Origin of the sequence: Acuticoccus sp. MNP-M23 (assembly GCF_031195445.1) — a bacterium.
Taxonomy (GTDB): Bacteria; Pseudomonadota; Alphaproteobacteria; order Rhizobiales; family Amorphaceae; genus Acuticoccus.
Genome location: NZ_CP133480.1, coordinates 4,085,741 through 4,106,730, shown reverse-complemented (window position 1 = coordinate 4,106,730; position 20,990 = coordinate 4,085,741). Strand labels below are relative to the sequence as shown.

General features: G+C 66.2%; 17 protein-coding genes and 1 pseudogene. 8 read left to right on the top strand and 10 right to left on the bottom strand.

The window, feature by feature from the left end; all coding sequences use genetic code 11:
• Positions 1-34: 34 nt before the first annotated feature.
• Positions 35-1,390: a pyruvate dehydrogenase complex dihydrolipoamide acetyltransferase gene (locus tag RDV64_RS18955; RefSeq protein ID WP_309196525.1), complete on the bottom strand. Its 1,356-nt coding sequence runs from the start codon at positions 1,388-1,390 to the stop codon at positions 35-37.
• Positions 1,391-1,649: 259 nt separating this feature from the next.
• Here RDV64_RS18955 and RDV64_RS18950 point away from each other — a divergent pair, with 259 nt between their 5' ends.
• The 5 genes and pseudogenes from RDV64_RS18950 to RDV64_RS18935 all read left to right on the top strand — a co-directional run bounded on the left by RDV64_RS18950 (position 1,650) and on the right by RDV64_RS18935 (position 5,596).
• Positions 1,650-2,792, top strand: a complete 1,143-nt coding sequence (locus RDV64_RS18950) for a glycosyltransferase (RefSeq protein WP_309196524.1) — start codon at positions 1,650-1,652, stop codon at positions 2,790-2,792.
• A 33-nt stretch (positions 2,793-2,825) separates the two neighbouring features.
• A pseudogene (locus tag RDV64_RS23895) lies at positions 2,826-2,972 on the top strand (GFA family protein); the annotation flags it as partial.
• 499 nt (positions 2,973-3,471) lie between these two features.
• The gene (locus tag RDV64_RS18945) at positions 3,472-3,777 is read left to right on the top strand and encodes a hypothetical protein (RefSeq protein ID WP_309196523.1); all 306 of its coding nucleotides are present in this window, start codon (positions 3,472-3,474) and stop codon (positions 3,775-3,777) included.
• 156 nt (positions 3,778-3,933) lie between these two features.
• Positions 3,934-4,683 carry an SDR family oxidoreductase gene (locus RDV64_RS18940; protein WP_309196522.1) on the top strand — a complete coding sequence of 250 codons (750 nt, stop codon included), beginning with the start codon at positions 3,934-3,936 and terminating at the stop codon, positions 4,681-4,683.
• A 67-nt stretch (positions 4,684-4,750) separates the two neighbouring features.
• Entirely contained in the window at positions 4,751-5,596 is an 846-nt protein-coding gene (locus tag RDV64_RS18935) for a sugar phosphate isomerase/epimerase family protein (protein ID WP_309196521.1), read from the top strand.
• Positions 5,597-5,611: 15 nt separating this feature from the next.
• On the opposite strand, the gene bchO is transcribed toward RDV64_RS18935, so the two are convergent.
• From bchO to RDV64_RS18910, 5 genes are all read right to left on the bottom strand, one after another.
• On the bottom strand, positions 5,612-6,490 hold the full coding sequence (gene bchO, locus RDV64_RS18930; RefSeq protein WP_309196520.1) for an alpha/beta fold hydrolase BchO: 879 nt from the start codon (positions 6,488-6,490) through the stop codon (positions 5,612-5,614).
• A 16-nt stretch (positions 6,491-6,506) separates the two neighbouring features.
• Entirely contained in the window at positions 6,507-8,195 is a 1,689-nt protein-coding gene (locus RDV64_RS18925; protein WP_309196519.1) for a VWA domain-containing protein, read from the bottom strand.
• Positions 8,182-9,207, bottom strand: coding sequence for a magnesium chelatase ATPase subunit I (bchI, locus tag RDV64_RS18920; RefSeq protein ID WP_309196518.1), 1,026 nt, complete (start codon positions 9,205-9,207; stop codon positions 8,182-8,184). The genes RDV64_RS18925 and bchI overlap by 14 nt, the downstream gene beginning before the upstream one ends.
• Positions 9,208-9,249: 42 nt before the next feature.
• A complete protein-coding gene (locus RDV64_RS18915; RefSeq protein ID WP_309196517.1) occupies positions 9,250-11,058 on the bottom strand; it encodes an iron ABC transporter permease in 1,809 nt (602 codons plus the stop codon).
• Positions 11,059-11,121: 63 nt separating this feature from the next.
• Complete coding sequence (locus RDV64_RS18910) at positions 11,122-11,928, bottom strand: sulfite exporter TauE/SafE family protein (protein ID WP_309196516.1); 807 nt, start codon at positions 11,926-11,928, stop codon at positions 11,122-11,124.
• 89 nt (positions 11,929-12,017) lie between these two features.
• Between RDV64_RS18910 and RDV64_RS18905 the strand changes: the two genes are divergently transcribed.
• A complete protein-coding gene (locus tag RDV64_RS18905) occupies positions 12,018-12,743 on the top strand; it encodes a metallophosphoesterase family protein (RefSeq protein ID WP_309196515.1) in 726 nt (241 codons plus the stop codon).
• A gap of 7 nt (positions 12,744-12,750) precedes the next feature.
• Here RDV64_RS18905 and RDV64_RS18900 read toward each other — a convergent pair whose 3' ends face one another.
• A complete protein-coding gene (locus RDV64_RS18900) occupies positions 12,751-16,938 on the bottom strand; it encodes a hypothetical protein (protein ID WP_309196514.1) in 4,188 nt (1,395 codons plus the stop codon).
• A 439-nt stretch (positions 16,939-17,377) separates the two neighbouring features.
• On the opposite strand from RDV64_RS18900, the gene RDV64_RS18895 reads away from it, so the two are divergent.
• Positions 17,378-18,691, top strand: coding sequence for a hypothetical protein (locus RDV64_RS18895; protein ID WP_309196513.1), 1,314 nt, complete (start codon positions 17,378-17,380; stop codon positions 18,689-18,691).
• Between the two features lie 56 nt (positions 18,692-18,747).
• Here RDV64_RS18895 and purQ read toward each other — a convergent pair whose 3' ends face one another.
• From purQ to purC, 3 genes are read right to left on the bottom strand one after another with little or no spacing between them, the layout of a single operon-like run.
• Entirely contained in the window at positions 18,748-19,404 is a 657-nt protein-coding gene (gene purQ / locus RDV64_RS18890) for a phosphoribosylformylglycinamidine synthase subunit PurQ (protein ID WP_309196512.1), read from the bottom strand.
• The gene (gene purS, locus RDV64_RS18885; RefSeq protein WP_309196511.1) at positions 19,404-19,646 is read right to left on the bottom strand and encodes a phosphoribosylformylglycinamidine synthase subunit PurS; all 243 of its coding nucleotides are present in this window, start codon (positions 19,644-19,646) and stop codon (positions 19,404-19,406) included. Before purS ends, purQ begins: the two co-directional genes overlap by 1 nt.
• Positions 19,647-19,649: 3 nt before the next feature.
• Positions 19,650-20,414, bottom strand: coding sequence for a phosphoribosylaminoimidazolesuccinocarboxamide synthase (gene purC / locus RDV64_RS18880; RefSeq protein ID WP_309196510.1), 765 nt, complete (start codon positions 20,412-20,414; stop codon positions 19,650-19,652).
• Positions 20,415-20,649: 235 nt separating this feature from the next.
• Here purC and RDV64_RS18875 point away from each other — a divergent pair, with 235 nt between their 5' ends.
• On the top strand, positions 20,650-20,964 hold the full coding sequence (locus RDV64_RS18875; protein ID WP_309196509.1) for a DUF1476 domain-containing protein: 315 nt from the start codon (positions 20,650-20,652) through the stop codon (positions 20,962-20,964).
• The last annotated feature ends 26 nt before the right edge of the window (positions 20,965-20,990 follow it).

The window sequence follows — 20,990 nt, the reverse complement described above, 5'->3', positions numbered from 1 at the left end:
GGCAGGCGCGGCGGCCATGCCGCCGCGCAGCCGGCTAGACGAAGAGCCGCATCGGGTTTTCCACCAGCCGCTGGAAGGCCTGCAGCACCTGTGCGCCCAGCGCCCCGTCCACCGCGCGGTGGTCGACCGACAGCGTCACGGTCATCACGGTGGCAACCGCCAGCGCGCCGTCCTTCACCACAGCCCGCTTGGAGCCTTCGCCGACGGCGAGGATCGACCCGTGCGGCGGGTTGATGACAGCGGAAAAATCCTTGATGCCGAACATGCCGAGGTTGGAAACGGCCGTGGAGCCGCCCTGATATTCGGACGGCTGGAGCTTCTTTTCCCGCGCACGCTTGGCCAGATCCTTCATCTCGTTGGAGATGGCGGAAAGCGTCTTGGTGTCTGCCTTGCGAATCACCGGGGTGATGAGCCCGTCCGGGATCGACACGGCGACACCCACATCGACTGACTTGTGAATGAGCCGCGCGGTGGACGTGAACGTGGCGTTGGCCATCGGCACATCGCGCAGCGCCAGCGCCATGGCCTTGATGACAAAATCGTTCACCGAGAGCTTGTAGGCGGGCTTGCCGTCCTTGTCGGAAGGGGCAGCGCCGTTCATTTCGCCGCGGACCTTCAGGAGCGCATCCAGCTCAACATCCACCGTCAGGTAGAAATGCGGGATGGTCTGCTTCGATTCCACCAGGCGGCGCGCGATGGTCTTGCGCATGCCGTCGTGCGGGATTTCCTCGAATTCGCCGTCCGGGAACATGGCGCGGATCTGGTCGTCGCTCATGCCGGCGGGGGCGCCGGTGGGGGGCGCTGCCTTCTGCCCGGCCGGGGCTGCGGCGGGCGATGCCTTCTTGCCGGCACTGCCGGAAGCCTTGGCTTCCTCGATGTCGCGCTTGACGATGCGGCCGTGGGGGCCGGTGCCCTTCACGGCGCCAAGGTCGACACCTTCCGATTCGGCAAGGCGGCGGGCGAGCGGCGAGGCAAACACGCGGTCACCGCCAGCGCTCGGCGCGGCCGGTGCTGCAGACGCGCTGCCGCCGGGCTTTGTCTCGGCAGCAGCCTGAGACTTGTCGGTGGCGCTCTCCGGCTCGGTCGCCGCGGCGGGCTTTGTTGCAGGCGCGGTGCTCGGAGCACCGTCGAGGTCGTCCTCGCTCTCGCCCTCTTCCAGCAGCATCGCGATGGGCTCGTTGACCGGAACGTCCGCCGTGCCTTCCTCGACAAGGAGCTTGCCGATGGTGCCTTCGTCGACGGCTTCCACTTCCATGGTTGCCTTGTCGGTTTCGATCTCGGCGACGATATCGCCGGATTTGACGGTGTCGCCCTTTTTCACAAGCCACTTGGCGAGGGTGCCAACCTCCATCGTGGGTGACAGAGCAGGCATCAGAATCGGGGTGGGCATCAGGCGTCCTCGGATCGGTTCTTTCGCAGGCCCGCCCCGGCAAAAGCCGACAGGGCACGGCGCGCGCCACTGTCGTTTAAGCCGGGCACTTTTGCAACACGGCGATGACCGCCTCACACCTGCCACGCTTCGGTTTGGTGAACCTGATGCACCGCTTTAGGGTGAATGCCATCACGAAAGCGGCCCATCCATGCGCATTTTATTCCTTCACAACAACTTTCCCGGTCAATACCGGCGCATCGCGGCACACCTTCAAGGGATGCCCGACGTCGAGATGATGGCGTGCACGCTGGCGACCAACCGCCAGCAATTCAACGTCAAGCGGGTCGACTACACCCCCCATCGGGACGTGACGCCCAAGATCCACCCGACACTGGTCGCGACCGAGCGTGCGGTGCTGAACGCACAGTCGGTGTTCCAGGCGCTCTATCCGCTGAGCCAGCAGGGCTATCAACCGGACCTCATCTGCGCCCACTCGGGCTGGGGACCGTCGATGCTGCTGAAGGAATTGTGGCCGAAAACGAAGATCCTCAACCTGTTCGAGTGGTACTATCATTCCCGCGGGACCGACGCCGACTTCCTGGAGCCGATCACCCACGATGCGGCCGCCCGCGCGCACATGAAAAACCTGCCGATCCTGGCCGACCTCGCCACGATGGACTGGGGCAGCTCCCCCACGCGCTTCCAGTGGAGCCAGTTTCCCGAGCATCTGCGCAGCAACATCTCGGTGCTGCATGAAGGCGTCGACTGCGATTTCTTTTCCCCGGCGGAGGCGAGCCTCACGGTTGGCGACCACACCTTCATGTCCGGCGACGAGGTGATCACCTACACGGCGCGCGGGATGGAGCCTTACAGGGGCTTTCCGCAGTTCATGGAGGCGGTGGCCAAGCTGCAGAAAAGGCGGCCCAATCTCCACGTCCTAATCGCCGGCAACGACCGCGTCGCCTACGGCCGCAAGCGCAGCGACGGCAAGACCCACCGCGTTCATGCGCTCGAAACCCTGGACCTCGACGAAAGCCGGATTCACTTCCTCGGGCTTGTGCCGCTTTCGACGTTGCAGGCGATGTTCCGAATCACGAAGGCGCACGTCTATCTGACAGTGCCGTTCGTGCTCTCATGGTCGATGCTGGAGGCGATGGCGGCCGGTGCGCTTGTGGTCGGCTCGGACACTGCGCCGGTCCGCGAGCTGATCGCCAACGACATCAACGGCGTGCTGACCGATTTCTTCGATGCTGACCGGATTGCCGATTCGGTGGAGGCTGTGCTGGGCGGCGAGGTGGACGAAACACGCCTCAAGCGGGCCGCGCGCGACACCATCGCAACCGACTACGACATCAAGCAGATCCTGCCGCGCCAGTGGGCCATGATGCAGGCCGTTGCGGCGGGCGACCGCCCCGACTGACCTCCGCCCGCCAAAATGGGAGACTGCATGGGAATGACGGATCGCGAGGATCGGTACGACGGCGGATGCCTCTGCCAGAATTTGCGATTCGTGGCATCAGGCCCCCCTGACCGCGTTGGCGTCTGCCACTGCCTCGATTGCCGCAAGCACCACGGTGCGGCGTTTCATGCATCGGCCGTATGACCGTGACAGGAACGCGCCGGACTGATCCGCCCGGCTCGGTCACAACGCTGCGGATGCGCGGAACGTGGCATGGCGGACACAGCGCGCAAGTTCAGACCCTGAACAGGCACTGATCCAGCGAAATCGGGGGAATTGCGACTTTACCGCGCTTGCCAGTTTTTTGTGCTTGTCTAATGTTTGGTCAGCCCCGCGACAGCTGGAGCCCGCAGGGTGAACAGACGCAGCTTGTGGCGCTTCTATCCCCCTTTGTCCCTGCCGGGCAGCACGGGGGTGCCACACGGCAAGAACCGGCAGACCGGGAGCTTTCCCTGGCGATCAGCTCGTCAGGGACAATCAATAAACTGCCGAATGGGCACGTCGCCAATGAGTAGGCCGATATTTATGCCCGGCGCATCGCGCACAATCTAATGTTGAGACGCAATAAAGAGATGATGACAGCAAATCGAGCCTAGGTGGCCGCAACGCACAGGCCGCCGGCGCCTTATTGGAGAAGACCATGCGGAAGACCGTTTTTTTCGCCTCCCTCGCCCTCGCCGCCTTTGCCTTTGCCGCCAGCCCTGCGCAGGCCGGTAGCGCCGTCTGCAAGGAGCGCACGGAAATCATCAAGATCCTCGCCAACAAGTTCAGCGAGACCCAGCGCTCGTTCGGCCTGCAGGGCGACCGCCGCGTTCTGGAGCTTTACGCCTCCCCCAATGGCTCGTGGACCGCAATCCTCACCATGCCCGGCGGCAAGGCCTGCGTGGTTGCCTCCGGCGAGGCGTGGACCCAGCTCCCCCCCGGCCCGGTCGGCGAGCCCGCCTGACGGGGAAACCGCAGGCCCACAACCAGCGGGTGCCATCCGCGGGCACCCGTATTCCCGCCGCGAAGCCGGTGGATGCGGCAGCGCGCCGCGATCGTCGTTGATAAGGCGGCCCCAACATGCGACCCACGACGAAACAACAAGTTCGAGGGAATCGCTGTGGGCGTTGAAAACAAGATCATTCTGGTCACCGGTGCCAGCCAGGGCATCGGCAAGGCCTGCGCGCTGAAGCTCGCCAAGCATGGCGCCAAGGTCGTCATCGCCGCGCGCTCGAAGGACAAGCTCGACGCGGTTGCCGCGGACGCCGAGGGTGACGTGCTCGCCGTCTCCTGCGATGCCAGCGACCCCGCCTCCGTCGACGCCCTCTACAAGGCGATCGCCAACAGGCACGGCCGCCTCGACGTGCTCTTCAACAACGCCGGCAACAACCACCCCGGCACCGACTTTGGCGATCTGGAATTCGAGAACTGGCGCAAGGTGGTCGGCCTCAACCTCGACGGCGCCTTCCTGATGGCCAACCGCGCCTACCGCATGATGCGCGACCAGTCCCCCAAGGGCGGCCGCATCATCAACAACGGCTCCATCTCGGCGCATGCGCCGCGGCCGGGCTCGGCGCCCTACACCGCCTCCAAGCACGGCATCACCGGCCTCACGAAAACCATCAGCCTCGACGGCCGCAAGCACGACATCGCCTGCTGCCAGATCGACATCGGCAACGCCCTCACCGAAATGGCCGCCCGGATGGCCGACGGCGTGCCCCAGGCCGATGGCGAGATCAAGAAAGAGCCGCTGATGGATGTGGACGTGGTCGCCGACACCATCCTTTACATGGCCGGCCTCGACCTTTCGGCCAACGCGCAGACCGTCACCATCATGGCAACCAAGATGCCGTTCGTCGGCCGCGGCTGACCCGGCGCGTCATAAAACTGTCTCGGCTGCACCGGAGATCCGGTGCGGCCAACGGAGCTTGTCCCCCATGAGTGCTGCCCTCCCCACGCTCGGCGTTGCCCTGACCACGGCGGAGCTTGCGCAACACCTTGCGCTGGTGCGGGACGCCGGGCGCGACGTCGAGATTCAGGATTTTCGCAAGCCCGCCATTCTGGCTGGCGACTGGAGCCCCGTCGCCAACGAGGTGAAGCGTCTTCTCAGCGGGCACGAGGGCCGCTGGGGCATCCACGGCCCCTACGAAGGGTTCAGCCTCTCCGCCAGCGACCCCGATGTGCGCGCCATCATCCACAAGCGGTTCGATCGTGCACTCGATGCGTGCGAGGCGATTGGCGCCAGCCACATGGTGGTGCACAGCCCCGTTTCGGTCTGGGATTATCACAACCTCGACGACTGGCCCGATGCGCGCGAGCGTCTGGTGCAAGCATTTCACGACAACGTCGCCCCGGCGGTGAAGCGCGCGGCGGATATCGGTTGCCCGCTGGTGGTGGAGAACATTCAGGACTGCGAGCCTGCGATGCGGGTGGAGATGGTCAAGGCGTTCGACAGCCCCGGCATTCGCGTCTCGCTGGACACCGGGCACGCCAATTATTGCCATGGCCGCCACAATGCGCCGCCGGTGGACTATTATGTGCGCGCTGCCGGAAAACTCCTTGCCCATGTCCACCTTCAGGACACCGATGGCTACGCCGACCGCCACTGGATCCCCGGCGACGGTCACCTGCGCTGGAAGCACATCTTCCGCGTCCTGCACGAAACGTCACAGCTCGATCACGGCAATGCGCTGGAACGGCCGCGCCTGATCATCGAGATCCGCAACAAGGCCCTGCTGCCGGATGCCGTTGCGTACCTGACCGAACTCGGCGTCGCACGCTGAGGCACCACCCCCGGTTCAAGCCTTGGCCAGCGCCGCCTCGATGATGGCGGCGGCCTTTTCCGGCGCCTCCTCATGGGCCAGATGGCCAAGGCCCTTCAGGCGGATCAGCTGCGCATCGGGCGCCTTGGCGACAGCGTCCACCGATACGGCGGGCGCAATGGTCTTGTCGTTGGCCGCCGCCGCCAGCGTCAGCCGCGCACCAAGCGTCGGCAAGGCGCGCCGGAGCGGCACGAGATCCCAGCCTGCCATCATCGACAATGCACCATTCACATGGCCTGAGCGGCGAAACAGCGTCCGATAATACGCCGCGCCCTCGGCCGAAACCTGCGAGCCGGTGTCCGCCAGAAGCTTGTCGATCCGCTTCTTGCTGGCGCCGGCGGCAAACAGGCGCGGCGTCATCGGGTTTACGAACAGGATCTTGGCGAGCGTTGAGAAGATCGGCGCGGCGGCGCCCGCAAACGGCTTCAGCGAGGCGTTGAAGCCGATCACATGGGCCGGCGCCGCATCCCCCGCAATGGCCATCTGCACCGCCACCGCGGCCCCCGCCGAATGCCCGACGATGGCAACCGGCGAAAGCCCCTCCGCGCGCAGGAAGGCCCCGACGGTTCGTGCAACGCCGGGCAACGTCATCTGCGTGAAGGGGGGCGTGCCGGTGAAGCCGTGGCCCGGAAGGTCGATGGCGGTCACCCGCCAGGTGGGTGCCAGAAGCGGCATCAGGTCCCGGAACGAATGGGTCGAGGCGCCCGTGCCGTGCAGGAGCAGAATGTCCGGTCCTTCGCCCATAGTCTGGGCGTGGATTGTCAGGCCGTCGACGGTGACGAAGCGGCTCTTGTCGCGGTGGGGCCAGTTGCGGCCGTCGGTTTCGAAATCGGGCTTGTCGTGATTGCTCAGCATTGTGGTTGAAGCCCGGTCATGCGGGGACCGCGAGGGCGGATGCGGCGGCGGCGATGGCCTGGGCACTGGCACGGCCCAGCGGCATGTAGCGCGCGCCCATCGCGTCGGCCAGCGTGCGGGCGGACGCGCCGGGCCGCGCGCCGGTGTCGATAACGAGCGCGGCAATGCCCGCTGCCCGGATGGCACGGGCCAGCGTCCGGGCATCTTCGCCCGCCTGCGCGCGTCCGCCTTCGCCGGAGAGGGTGACGTTGGCGCGCGCGTCGGTGAGGCAGACGAGCGTCGGCTCGCGGCCGTCGCGCTGGGCGCTGGCGGCAATGCGGTAGGCGGCCTCCAGCCCGGCCGCAAGCGGGGTGCCGCCGCCCCCCGGCAGCGCCGCCAGCGCCCGCTTGGTGCGCGTCAGCGAAGATGTGGGCGGCAGGAGAACGTCCGCCCCCGTGCCGCGAAAGGCAATGAGGGCAACCGTGTCACGCCGCACATAGGCCCGTGCCAGCAGCGTCTCCACCGCACCCTTGGCCTCGGCCATCCGGGCAAAGGCCTGGCTGCCGGACGCATCGACGCAAAAGATGGTCAACGTACCCGCCTTGGCGATGGTGCGGCGGATCCTGAGATCCTCCATCCGCACCGAAAGGCGTCCTTCGTTGGCGCCGCGAACGCGCTGCCAGGGCGCAGCCGCCGTCAAGGTCTCCACCAGGGCAAGGCGACCGTTGCGGCCGGGCGCGCCCTGACGCACGCTGCTGGGCCGGCCGCGCATGCCCGCCGTCTTCTGGCCCATGCGGCCCTGCAACCCGCCGCGGCGCGCAGTGGTCCGCAGCCCAGCCAACGCGGCAGCGTCGATCACGGTCGCAACCGCATCCACCACCTTGTCTTCGGTGGAGCCGCCGGTCTTGTCCTCGTCGCCATCGGGTTTGTCGCCGGGTTCTGGCGGCGCGTCTGTGTCGTCGCCGGTATCCGGCGTTTCGGCATCGTCCGGCGGGTCGGCGGGGGTTTGCTCGTCGGGTTCGGGCGGCGGTGGCGGCGGGGCCAGCTGGCCGATCACCAGCGCAATTGCGGTGCCGGCGTCCACGTCGTCGATGGCGTCTCGCCCGTGCAGCGCGGCGATGGCCTTGGCCGCCGCCACCAGATGGACCGCTGCGCGCATGGAGGTCCGGCCAGCGGCCAGCGCAAGGGAGGACAGCGCGCCGACAAGTTCGTCGCTGGCGTCGACATCGCGCCAGCCAGCCGGCAACGGATGCGGTGGCGCGAGGTCGATGTCTGACGGGAGGGTGAAGGCGAGACGTTCCGAAAGGCGCGGGTCGAGCAGCGGGTCGTCGCCCTCCCCTTCGTCCAGCGCCAGGATGGGCTGCGGCGCTGCCGGGCCGTCCCCGTCCAGAAATTGCGCAAGGATGCTGGCGGTGCCCGGCTCCATCCGCTCGGCAGACGGGACGATCAGCGGCCCGCCGAGCCGCTCCAGCAGACCGCTGGCGTGGGTGGGCGTACCGGCCCGCAGCGTTGCGGCAAGGTCGATGCCGCCCAGAAGAGCCGTCCGGTCCGCGCCGAAGGGCATGCGCACCGCGCCCTGAAGCTCGGCAAGCCCGGCATCGCGGACGGGCGAGAACGGCCCGCGCAGCACAATGCCGCCGAAGGTGCCCGGCGCGCCGAACGCCAGCGCGGTTGCCAGCCCCACAAGGTCCAGCCCGGCGGTGGCCGCCGGATCAGGCCGCAGCATCGGCCTCGAAGACCGACTGAAGCGCCCGCGCGACGCGCACCCCCGAGCCGGTTTCGTCCAGGGGGTCACGGCGCAGGCGGTGGGTGAGCGCCAGCGGTGCGGCGCTCTGCACATCGGCCTGGGTGACGCACTGCCGGCCCTCCAGCGCCGCGAACGCCCGTGCCGTCCGCATGAGGGTCAGCTCACCGCGCGCGCCGTCCGTCCCGAGTGTCATGCCGATGTGGGCCACGAGAGACAGGATGTCCTCCGGCACGTCCACGTCCGGCAGGAGCTTGCGGGCCGCGACAATCCGGCGGCGGTTGCGCTCGCCGTCTTTCTTCCACGCGTCCACAAAGCCGTCCCGGTCGCGCTCATAGGCGTCGCGCCGTTTCAGGATTTCCACGCGGTCGGCAAGGTTGTCCGGCGTCTTCACGTCGACGGCGAGGCCGAAGCGGTCCAGGAGCTGGGGCCGCAGCTCCCCCTCTTCCGGATTGCCGCTGCCGACGATGACGAAGCGCGCCGGGTGCCGCACCGAAAGGCCCTCGCGCTCCACCACGTTCACGCCGGAAGCGGCCACATCGAGCAGGATGTCGACGATGTGGTCTTCGAGGAGGTTCACCTCGTCGATGTAGAGAAAGCCGCGATGGGCCTTGGCCAGAAGGCCCGGCTCGAACACCTTTTCGCCGGTGGCAAGGGCGCGCTCCAGATCGAGCGCGCCGACCACACGGTCCTCGGTGACGCCAAGCGGCAGGTCGACCACGGGCACGGTCTGCCGGCTCTTCTTGCCGGCGCGGCCGCGGTCCGCGCACGCGCCCGCCTCGGCGGGATCGGCAGGGTTGCAGTTGTACCGGCAGCCCTCATACGCGTCGATGGGTGGAAGGCTTGCCGCCAGGGCACGCACAGCGGTGGATTTGCCGGTGCCACGATCGCCGAAGATCAGGACGCCGCCGATGGTGGGATCGATGGCCACCGCCGTCAGCGCGCGCTTCATGTCATCTTGGCCGACGATCGCCGAAAAAGGGAAAACTGCCATGCACCAAGAAGTGGCAGAGCTTTGCGGTGCCGGCAACCGCGATTAATGCGGCGTGAGCGGACTTTGCTCCGTCGGTGCCGCCTGGTGTTCGGGCGGAGGCGACCATGCGTCCGGATCGGGTGCGATCGCGGGCGCGATTTCGGTCTCGGTGCGGTGCTCGGTGCTGTCGCGCCGTTCGCTCCGCGTGATCTGGCGGGAAAGGACGATCACCGGCACCAGACCCACCGCGACAATCATCAGGGACGGGACGGAGGCGAGCGCCAGACGTTCGTCCGAGGCGAGGCGGAAGGCGCGGATCGCAAGCGTATCGAAGTTGAATGGCCGCAGGATCAAGGTTGCCGGCAATTCCTTCATGATGTCGACGAATGTCATCAGGAAGGCGGTCAGGAGCCCGCCGGACAGAAGCGGCGCGTGGACGCGGAAGAAGGTGCGCAGCGGACCGGACCCCAGCGTCCGCGAGGCGCCGTCCAGCGATGGCGAGATCCGCGCAAGGCCTGCCTCGACGCCATTCAGCGATACCGCCAGAAACCGCACAAGATAGGCAAACACCACCGCAGCGAAGGTGCCGGTGAGGAGGAGCCCTGTGCGAATATCGAACGCGGCGACCATCACGCCGTTCAGCCATCGGTCGAACGCGCCGAAGGGAATGAGGAGCCCCACCGCAATGACGGCACCCGGCACGGCGTAGCCGAAGCTGGCGAGCTGGCCGAACACCCTGGTGGTCCGCCGGGTCGACAGGCGCCGCGCATAGGCGATGATCACCGACACGCACACGGTGATGGCAGCGCCAATGGCGGCCAGCGTGAGGGTGTTGGTGATCAGCGTTGCGGTTCGCGCATCGAACCAGTCGGCATGCTGGGAGATGCCGAGGAGCAGGAGCGTGAGCGCCGGGATGACGAACCCGCAGGCCACCGGCAGGACGCAGGCGAAGATGGCAGCGGCTGCCCGCCAGCCTGAGAGCTTCATGCGGGACATCGGCCGCCCGGCCCGGCTTTCCGAGTAGCGTTTCTCGCGCCGGCCGATCCGCTCCAGCGCAATCACGATGAGAACGAACGACACGAGGATGAGCGAGAATTGCACTGCGGCCACCCGGTCGCCCATGGAAAACCATGTGCGGTAGATGGCGGTGGTGAAGGTGGAGACGCCGAAGTGGAAGACCGTGCCGTAGTCGGCCAGCGTTTCCATCACGGCGAGCGCGACGCCGGCGACAATGGCCGGGCGCGCCAGCGGCACCGCCACCTCCAGAAATGCCTGCAACGCGCTGCGGCCCAGGGTGCGCGCCGCTTCGAATCCGGCGGCGGACTGCTGGATAAACGCTGCCCGCGCCAGAAGATAGACGTAGGGATAAAGCACCATGGTGAGGACGAAGATCGCCCCGCCGGTGCTGCGAATGTTGGGGAACCAGTAGTCGTGCGGGCCAAGGGCGAAGGTGTCGCGCAGCGCCGTCTGGACCGGACCCGGGTGTTGCAGAAGATACGTGTAGGCGTAGGCGCTCACATAGCCCGGCATCGCGATGGGCAGGACGAGAAGCCACGAGAACACAGCCCGCCCCGGAAAGCGGCACATGGTGACAAGCCAGGCCGCGCTCACCCCAGTGACCGCAACGCCGATCCCCACGGCAACAGCGAGGATGACCGTCGTGCCGATGTAGCCCGGCAGCACCGTCTGCGCGTAGTGGGCAAATGCGTCGCCGGTGGACTGGAAGGCGGTGACGATGAGCGAAATCAGCGGCAGCAGCGTGGCAAGGGTCAGCACGCCCGCCAGAAGGACGAGCCACCGCGCCCCGCCGCGGGTGCCGTTCCGGCGGGGGCGCCGCCGGTTCGAGCCGGAATTGAGCGTGTCAGCCGTCATGGCGCAGCCATATTGAGACGAACCCGCGTTTGGAAGAGCGCGATTGCGCGCATCTTCGGCCTGCTAAAGCGACGTAAGCATCTTGATGCTGGTGGCAACAAGAAACAGAGCGAACACGCGCGACAGCCACACCTGCGGAATGGTGTGGGCAAGCTTTGCGCCCAGCGGGGCAAAGAGCATGGAGAGCGGGGCAATCAGCGCAAAGCCGATGAGGCTCACATAGCCGACACTGCCCTGCGGCAAGCCGGGTTCGCCCCAGCCGGTGATGGCAAACCCGATGGTGCCCGGCAGCGCGATCAACAGGCCGATGGCAGCGGCCGTGCCCACGGCCCGGCGCATTTCCATGCCGCTGAGGCTGAAGATCGGGACCGACAGCGTTCCCCCGCCAATGCCCATGACAACGGAGATGCCGCCGATGATCAGCCCGATCAACGAGCGAACGGGCTGCCCGGGCACGCCGCCCGTGCCGATCTGGCGCCCCTTGAAAAACGCCATGTGGACGGACACGATCAGTGCGATGACAGCAAAGATGAGCGTGAGCGTTGATCCGCTTGCCTTCCCGCCCAAGATGACACCTATGACCGCACCAAGGACGATCGCCGGCGCCAGCCCCTTCAGCAGCGCCACATCCACGCCGCCGCGCTTATAATGGGACCTTGCCGAAATGATCGACGTGGTGACGATGGTGGCAAGCGACGTGGCCACAGCCATGTGCATGCAAAGATCCTCGGGAACACCTGCAGCAGGCAGCAGATAAAACAGCACCGGCACGATGACGATTCCGCCGCCGACCCCCAGAAGGCCGGCTATGAGCCCGGCAAGCGCGCCCGCAACCGCGAGCACGGCAGCAAAAAGAACAAGATCTGGCATTGGAGGGCTCCTTCGATGGCCGCGTTTTCCGCCAAGGCGCCCGCGCTTGCAAGTGTCGCCGTGTTATCCACCGCCGATAAGGACCGCCCATGAGACCGAACCTGCCACCCGGACAGCGGGTTTACGCCATCGGGGATATCCACGGCATGAAGTCGATGCTGGATTCGATGCTCGACATGATCGACGCGCATCTTGCCGAAAACCCGTGTCCGGGTCCCGTCACCGAAATTTTCCTGGGCGACTATATCGACCGCGGGCCGGACAGTTATGGCGTGATCGAGCGGCTGATGGAGCCTGCATGCGATGGGCGCACGCGTCACTGCCTCCTGGGCAACCATGAGGACGCCATGCTGTCGGCCCTCAGCGACGGGAGCATGCTGCCGCGCTGGCTGAGCTTCGGCGGCGAGGCCACGTGCCGGTCCTATGGCGTTGACCCGGCCGAGCACCCGCAAAATCCCCACGCGGTGCAAACCCTGTTGCAGGCTGCCTTGCCGCCGACACACAGGGCGTTCCTGTCCAACCTGTCGCGCTCGGAGACCATCGGGGACACGCTCTTCGTCCACGCGGGCATCCGGCCGGACGTGCCGCTCGACCGGCAGGACATTCAGGACCTCATCTGGATCCGCGACGACTTTCTCGAATATACCGGCCCGCTGCCGGCCCATGTGGTCCATGGCCACACACCGGTGCGCGAAGCGGACCTGCGCGAATATCGCACCAACGTCGACACTGCGGCCGTTTATGGCGGTGCGCTGTCTGCCGCAGTCATCGAAGGCAACAGCGTTTCGGTGCTGCGCCTGCCGACTCCGAAGTAGGCGCGGCCTATTCGCCGAGGCGTTCGGCCCGCACGCGCACCGGCGCATCGAACTGGGCGGTCAGAACTTCCTGTTTCTCACGAATCTCGTGGTTCTGGGCGATGATGGTGGTCAGCGCGTCGCGCAGCGCGTCCACCTCAGACCGGACCGTGGAGGGTGCGGTGCCGGCAGACGGCGCCGGCATCCCCTCGCCAATTGCCTCGACCTTTTTCAGGATCTTCTGAAACTCGCCCTCCATCTGCGCAATCTGCCGGGAGAGGCCGGACAGATCCGCGCGGACGGTATCGACCCCGCTGACGGCCTCGCTGATTCGCGCCTCGACGCGCGCCTCCACCTTGCCGATGGCCTCATCCATGGCGCCATGCGGGTCAGACGCTGACCCTGCTGCTGCCTGCGCGCGCTTCATGTCGTCGACCGCCGTATTCAGCGTTGCCCAGTCGCGCTGCAGCGCCTCGACGGCCCTGTGCAGGGTGGCGCTTCCCTCGGAGCTTTCGGCGGTGATCCGGTTGGCAAGCTTGGCCGCAGATTCGGCCGTGTCCCGGACCTCTCCGACGGCGGCCTCAAGGGACTGCCGCATTCCTTCCATTTCGCCGCGCAGTGTGCCTTCGGCAGCCGACAATGCTGCTGTCTGCTCCGGTCCCGCAGCACCGGCCTGCGCGGCGGGTGTGGGTGTGCCGCCAAGGGCTCCGACCTTCTCGCGCAATGCACCGGGCTCAAACGCTTCGGCGATCTTGTTGTCGATCAGCGCTGTGATCCGGCCCAGCACCTTCTGGTTCATCACATCGTTGAACGCATTGATGGTCAGGAACTGGCTCAGCCGCTCGTTGAGCGCGTCCGTGCTCTCCGTGCCCTGGGGCGCGCTTTCTGCGCCGGGCGTCTCGGCATCGGCGCCACGGAGCCGCGCTTCGATCTGGGCCAGCTGGGCGCCGCGTTCGGCCTTTTCGCGGTTGATGAGCGCTTCAAGGCTCTTCAACTGTGTGGAGAGCGTGGCGATGTCGGGCGCATGCGCCGCATCCGGCACCGGCGCGCGCTCCCGCGCCTCGGCCGCGGGCGGCGCTGCGTCGACCATGGGAGGATCGCTCGCGGGTGCCTCGGCGGGTTCCGGCCTCTCCGGCGCGGCGGCCGTCGATGCTGGCGCCGCGACGGACGCCTCCTGGCGCCGCATCCGCGCGTTGCGGGGCATCAGGTCGGCTGTCTCTTTTGCGGGGGCGTCCGCTGGTTCGGTGGTTTCGTCGGGGATGGCGGAGCGGCGTTTGGCCGGCGCGGTCTCTTCGGCCGTCTCGCCCGGCGCTTCGGTGACCCGTTCGCGCGACCTGACGCCGAACAGGGACAGGGCCAGCAACAGGACGCCAAGTCCCACGAATGCTGTCTTGAGGTCGGGCTCGGTCGCCATCCAGGCCATGTAGAACAGCCAGACGGCGGTCAGCAAAAACAGTGCGGTCCCCGGCCAGGGCCAGAACGCGCGGAAGGGATTTTGCCGTTTTTTCTTGTCCGCCATGGCGTTGCCTTCGATCTCCGTCATTGGGCTGTCGATCCAGCGGGCCGTTACGGCCTGCAACGGACCGGACCGCTGATCAGCTGCCGGCTCGGGCCGACTGGTTTCGTCCAACACCGGAACGGGGCTGGCCGACGCAACCACGGCGCTGGCCTCTTTATCCGCCGGTTTGCGCCTTGTCGGAAATGATTTCTCCGGCGCGGTGTCTTCGGCAAGCTGCGGAACCTGCGCAACCGTCATCGTCGAGGCCGCCTCTATGGCTGCAACCAGTGACAGGCGCATGCCATCGAGCGCCGCGGACGAGGGAAGCGTCGCATCAGCACGCGGCAGCTCCGGCAAATCGAGACTGGCGCGGCCGGTCCATGCCCCCTCACCCAGCGCAATCATCGGCACATGCACGTTGATCGGCGGGGGCACCCGGCCCTCGCACAGCATCACCGCCGGGTTGTGGCGGGCGATGGCATCCGCGATGGCCGGATCGCCGGGCACGAAGGCCGGCCGTGGCAGCCCCGGCCCTTTCAGGAAATAATCGCCGTCGGCGGCAATGATCCGGCCGTCCCGCGGCACCAGCGTCAGGAGCCGGTCGCCAAGGCCGGTGAACAGCGGCACCAGCGCATCCTCCGAGGTGCCTTCGGCCAGCACCAGAAGTACGCGCGGCGCGTCGTCCCAGTCCGCCCGGCGCACGAAACTGTGGAAAGCCTCGGCCTGCCCCGCAGGATCGTCCACCGCGCCGAGCGCAGTCACATCCCCCCCGACGGGCACCGCCTGCGACGACACGAGAATCAGCGGCCGCGCGCGAAGCCCCTGCAACAGCCCCACCGCGATGGCGGTGGCTGACAATGTTCCGTCCGCGCCGCGCGCTGCAAAGGCATGGCCGTCGAAGATCACGTCGTCGGCTTCGGCGCGGTGGGCGGCGGTGAGCACCGTCGCCATCACGGTGTTGCCTTCGGTGGCAATGTCCTTGTTGGCGGTCCGCGCCGTGGGTGTGGTCGACAGGTGGATCAGAACATCCGCCTTTTCGCGCAGAACCTCCGGCAAATCCTGGTGCGGCGTGTCGATCACCAGAACGATATCGTCGGTAAGGCGCCCGGCGTTGTAGGCGGACCAGTCGGTTTCGGGGCCGAACACGAAAACACGGTCCTGCAGCCGCCACGACAGGGTGTTCATTCGGGGCGCATGCACCCGGTCGAGGTCGCGCGTTGCGAGGCGGTGGACGAGACGGATTGCCTCCATCTCTTCGTTTTCGTCCGCAAACGGGCCCTGGGGCCGGCTCGTGTCGTTCAGGAGCTTGCGCAGCTCTGCCACCGAAAGGCCGGGCCGCTCCGGCTGGTCGCTCCTGCCCGGCGAGCGTGTGAGAACAAGGTCGCTGTCCCTGTCCAGCGCGGTCAGCAGAAGCTGGATCTGTGCACCCGGCTCGTCTGGCCAGAGCGCCAGCCCTTCGTCCTTCGCCACCCCGCCTTCGCCGAACCTTGCAATCTCGTGTGCGGTATCCACCTCGCCCTTTTCGTAGATCCGCGACAGGGTGAGGATGGTTCCGCGGCCGCCAAGGTCAGCAGACAGTTCGGCCCGGCTGATGCCGTCGGCCGGAAAGTGGTAAGCCCTCAGTTTCTCGTCGAGACGAACGCCATCGAGGTCGAGCCTTGTCGGCGCGCGGCCGCGATCGCGCGCGGCAAGACCCGGATGGAGGGTCCTGCCAAGGCCGCTCACGCGGACGCCCGCAATGTCGGCCTTTGCCAGAATGTCGGAAACATCTGCCGGCATTTTGTCCGATCCGGCATAGGCCGGGTGCTGGGCGATCTGGTCATCCGGCAGCGGCCTTGCAATGCCGGAGAAGCCGATGACATCGACCGTGTCGCAAACGGTGATGGCGGCTGCCATGAGCGTGGCAGGGCCGGGATCCATCCGCGCAGCGCAGTCGGCGGCGACAAGGCGGTTGTGCAGCGTTCCGGAGATCCGCGAGCGCATCAGCCCCAGCGCCTCGCGCGGGACGCAGATGTAGGCGTTGCGCAGCCGCTCCACCCGTTCGATCACCACATCGCGCAGCGATGCAGCGGAGCGGGACGGGCCGAGATGACGCACCGGATCGTCCAGCGCCACCACGATGACGGCATCATCGTCCACATCCTGCAGCCGCGTGAACAGCTCCGGCGCGACAAAGCGGCACTCGGGCGCGATCTGCGCCGAATCATCCCGCGCGATATCGGCCCCGGCGACCACCGCGCGCTTGGTGTCCCGCGTGGCGCGGCGCAGCCCGGCCCACCCTTCGCCCGGCGATTCGGCGGGGGACAACGCATCGGCAGCAACCAGAAAGGAAAGCGACGCACCGGGATGGAGGCGTTCGTCGCACAGGAAGACGCGGTCCGGCCCGAACGCATCCTCAGCCCCCGTGGGCGTGCGACCACGCAGACTGACGATGTGGGAATCCGGCTTGTCGGCACCGTCGATGACAAGGCGGGCAAACGCTTCGGAAGACGCTGCGCTTTCAAGCCTGAGGTTCATCTTGGCAAGGCGAAGGCCGATGCGCTCGTCCATCCCGTCCGGCAGCGGCGCGCGCACCAGCGACAGGTCCGGCCGGGTTCGCGACAGGGTCACGGCGGGGCCGAGGGCATCCCGGTTGGCACCGAACCACCAGGCGCACAGCGCGGCTGCCTCGCCAAGGTCGCTCGCAGTGCCAAACGGTGGCCAGACAAAGTGGGTCATAGGGGGAAACCGTTGCGCCAGACGTAGGGGTTGCGGTCAGCGTGCTGCATGGAACGTCAGTCTATCAGAGTCGTTAAGGATGCAAGAAATTGTCTGTGCGGTTGCATAAACGCGTTTGGGCTGCGGACGAGCGATCGCAACAGCCGAACGAAAACCTGTTATTGTTCTGACGCCACGCCTGCCACCTACTGCATTGTGACATAGCACAGTTTAAAATTTGGGCTGCCACCACTGTGCGGCATCGGGGAACACTTGGGCCGATTGATCCACTCGTCTTGCCGTGTCAAAAATTGTTTGGTCAAGGCGCACACAGCCTGATATGATTGAACCATCTGCTCACCGAACGAGCACACAACCGATAGGCTCGCCCGAGTTGCAAAGCCCACATGCCTCTGCTCTCAAGTCGCTCACGACCGACCAGGTCAAGGGCCGTCTTGTCATGGGTTCGAAGAACCTGTGGCACGACGCGACATGGTCGCGTCCGGCCGTCCAGGACATTGAGATGGCCTTGCTGCGCGCCGCGACCTTCCCGGATTTCAGCAAGCAGAGCGGCCTCAGTCACGAATTTGTCGTGCTCGATCCCTGTACCAGTGAGCTTTCGCCTGCCCACGAGGACGTCATCGAGCGGATCGCCTATACCGCCGAGCGGATGAAGATCTCCACGACGCTCATCGGAAATCAGACCAGCGCACGGTTCGGCGGCGGCGGGTTTCCCGAGTCGAGCTACGCGCTGGCAGATATGGCGCCGCAAGCCTTCTCGGCCGCCCTTGCCAACTTGCGCGAGCGAATCGGCTGGGTCATCTCCGGGTCGCGCTTCACCCAGAACCGCCACATCTTCCTCCCCCAGTTCGACTTTGCGACCCTCGCCATCATCATCGATCTGATGTCCGGGCTCGACGCGGACGCACGGCCCTTCGTCCACCTGGCTTCCCGCTTTGACGGAACCCAGCTTGCCCATGCCGGCAAGTTCGGCTCGCTGGAGCGGCTCGGGCAGGCCATCTACCATCTCAACGGTGAGAAGCCGCGCATCTTCATGTACGGGTGGTCGTCGCGGGTGGCCCAGCGCCTCACGCTGCAAAGCGGCATCGGCGTGCAGCCGCTCGACCTGCCGGCCGAGCCCATGCTCTCCAACGATGCGCCGGAGCAGACCGACAAGCTGACCGTCGGTTTCTTCTCCGCCTCGAACCGTGAGAGCGGCTTCGATTGTGTGGATGCAATCATTCGCGCGGCCAACGGCTCCGGCAACGTCGCGCGGCGGTTGCGCTTTGTGGTGCAGGTCAAGCCGGGTCTCGGCACAGAGGACGAGCGCACCGTCGCGACAGCGCAGAAGGCGCGGCTCCTTTCGGTCCCCGAGCGCAACGTGACGGTGATTGACGAATACTTGCCCCGCCAGCAGTACATGAACGCCATCAGCCACTGCGATGCAATCATGGTGCTCCATCCGGCCAATGAGGGCCCGAAGGAGCGCGTTTCGCTCACCGCGCAGAACGCGATGGCCGCGGGCAAGCTGGTGCTTTCGTTCGAGGATGTGGACCTGGCCGGGACCATCAAGTCCCGTGTCGTCAAGGCGCGCAACACCCAGATGATGGGTGAGATCATCGCAGACCTCGCCTCCGACCTTTCGTCGGTGCGCACGGCATCGCACGTATCGCGTGCTGCGTTCGCTGCAATGCAGCGGCCTTCCCGGCTGTTCGCACAGCTCCTCTACGGACCGCTGATCCTCTCCAACGCCGCCGGGCACGACAGCATCTAGCGCCTGCTTCCCGCCAACTGGCGGAACGCTCGGCTGACGCCCGGCAGGGCCATTTCTCAGAGCGAGTCGACGAGGCTCCTGAACAGCATCAGCCCGTCCTGGCTGGTGTGGATGTCCTCCACCGCGTTTTCCGGGTGCGGCATCAGCCCCAGAACATTGCCTTTTGCGTTGGCAACGCCGGCAATATCGGACACGGACCCGTTAGGGTTCGTCTCGTAGCGGAACACCACGCGCCCCTCGCCTTCAAGGCGTTTCAGCGTCTCGGGATCCGCGCGGTAGTTCCCGTCGTGGTGGGCGGCGGGGAATGTGGCATGGGCGCCGCGCTTGTAATTGTCGGTGAAAAGACCGGGCCGCTCCACCTTCACAATGACCGGCTTGCACAGGAATTTGAGCGCAGCGTTGCGCATGAGAGCACCCGGCAGCAAACGCGCCTCGGTCAGCACCTGAAAGCCGTTGCACACGCCCAGCACCGCACGGCCGCGGGCCGCGTGGTCCGCCACGGCACGCATGATCGGCGACCGGGCCGCAATGGCACCGGCACGCAGATAATCGCCATGGGCAAAGCCGCCGGGCAGCATGACGAGGTCGACGTCCGGAAGGTCGGTGTCACCGTGCCAGACGAAGGCGGGCGTCTTGCCGCCGGCAAGGGTGATTGCCCGCGCTGCATCGCGCTCGCGATTGGAGCCGGGAAAGACGACGATGGCCGAGCGCATCAGCCTTCGATCGCGATATCGTAGCGCTCCACCACCGTATTGGCGAGCAGCGCTTCACACATCTTCGCAACCTCGGCCTCGGCAGCGACGGGGTCGCTTGCGCTAAGCTCGAGGTCGATCACCTTGCCCTGACGGGCGCTTTCGACCCCGGCAAAGCCGAGGCCGGAGAGCGCGCCTTCAATGGCCTTGCCCTGGGGGTCGAGCACGCCGGATTTCAGCGTAATGGTCACTCTTGCGCGCATGGCCTACTGTACCAGCGTCGGGCCAGTGACGGCCGGACGTTCCTGCTCGGGCATGATTCCGAGCCGCTTCGCCACTTCCTGGTAGGCCTCCAGCAGGCCGCCCATGTCGTTGCGGAAGCGGTCCTTGTCCATCTTGTTGTTGGTCTTGGTGTCCCACAGGCGGGCGCTGTCCGGGCTGATCTCGTCAGCCACCACAACGCGCATCATGTCGTTTTCCCAAAGCCGGCCGCACTCGATCTTGAAGTCGACCAGACGGATCCCGACACCGAGGAAGAGCCCGGCGAGAAAATCGTTCACCCGCACCGCGAGCGCCATGATGTCGTCCAGCTCCTGGGGCGTTGCCCAGCCGAACGCGGTGATGTGCTCTTCGGTGACCAGCGGATCCGCCAGCTCATCGTTCTTGTAATAGAATTCGATGATGGAGCGCGGGAGCTGCGTGCCTTCTTCCAGCCCGAGCCGTTTGGCAAGGGAGCCGGCGGCAACGTTGCGGACCACCACTTCGAGCGGGATGATCTCCACCTCGCGGATCAACTGCTCGCGCATGTTGAGCCGGCGAATGAAATGGGTCGGAATGCCCATGTCGTTCAGGTGGTTGAAGATATGCTCGGAGATGCGGTTGTTCAGCACGCCCTTCCCGTCGATCACCTGATGCATCCGCGCATTGTGCGCGGTGGTGTCGTCCTTGAAGTGCTGGACCAGCGTTCCTGGCTCAGGCCCCTCGTAGAGGATCTTGGCTTTGCCTTCGTAGATGCGGCGGCGGCGGCTCATGGGGATGATCCGAATCGGGTCTTTGTGTTTCATGGCCTGCGGTTGAAAGTCTCAAGTGAGGTGCGCTCCGGTCTGACCATAAGAGACAGGCCTTGCGCCGACGATTGGGCCGCAGACACCCGCACGCAAGCGACAGCTACCCCATCCGGCGCTTTTGAACAATCCTCCCTGCCGAACGCGTTGCTTTCACAGCCTGCACCGATAGATTGGCGCCAACGACCAAGAGGATGCTGAAATGGCTACATTCGACGAACGCGAAAATGCCTTCGAATCGCGGTTCGCCCACGACGAAGAGCTCCGCTTCAAGGCAACGGCGCGGCGCAACAAGCTGCTGGGCGCCTGGGCTGCGGAACGTCTGGGCCACACCGGCGAGGCGGCGGACGCCTATGCCCGCTCCGTCGTCCGTGCAGATTTCGAGGAGCCCGGTGAGGAGGATGTCTACCGGAAGATTCGCGCCGATTTCGATGCGGCCGATGTTCCTGTGGACGACCAGGCGCTGCGGCTGAAGATGCGTGAACTTCTGATCCAGGCCGCCGAGCAGCTGTCCTGAATCCAACATAAAAAAGCCGGCTGAAA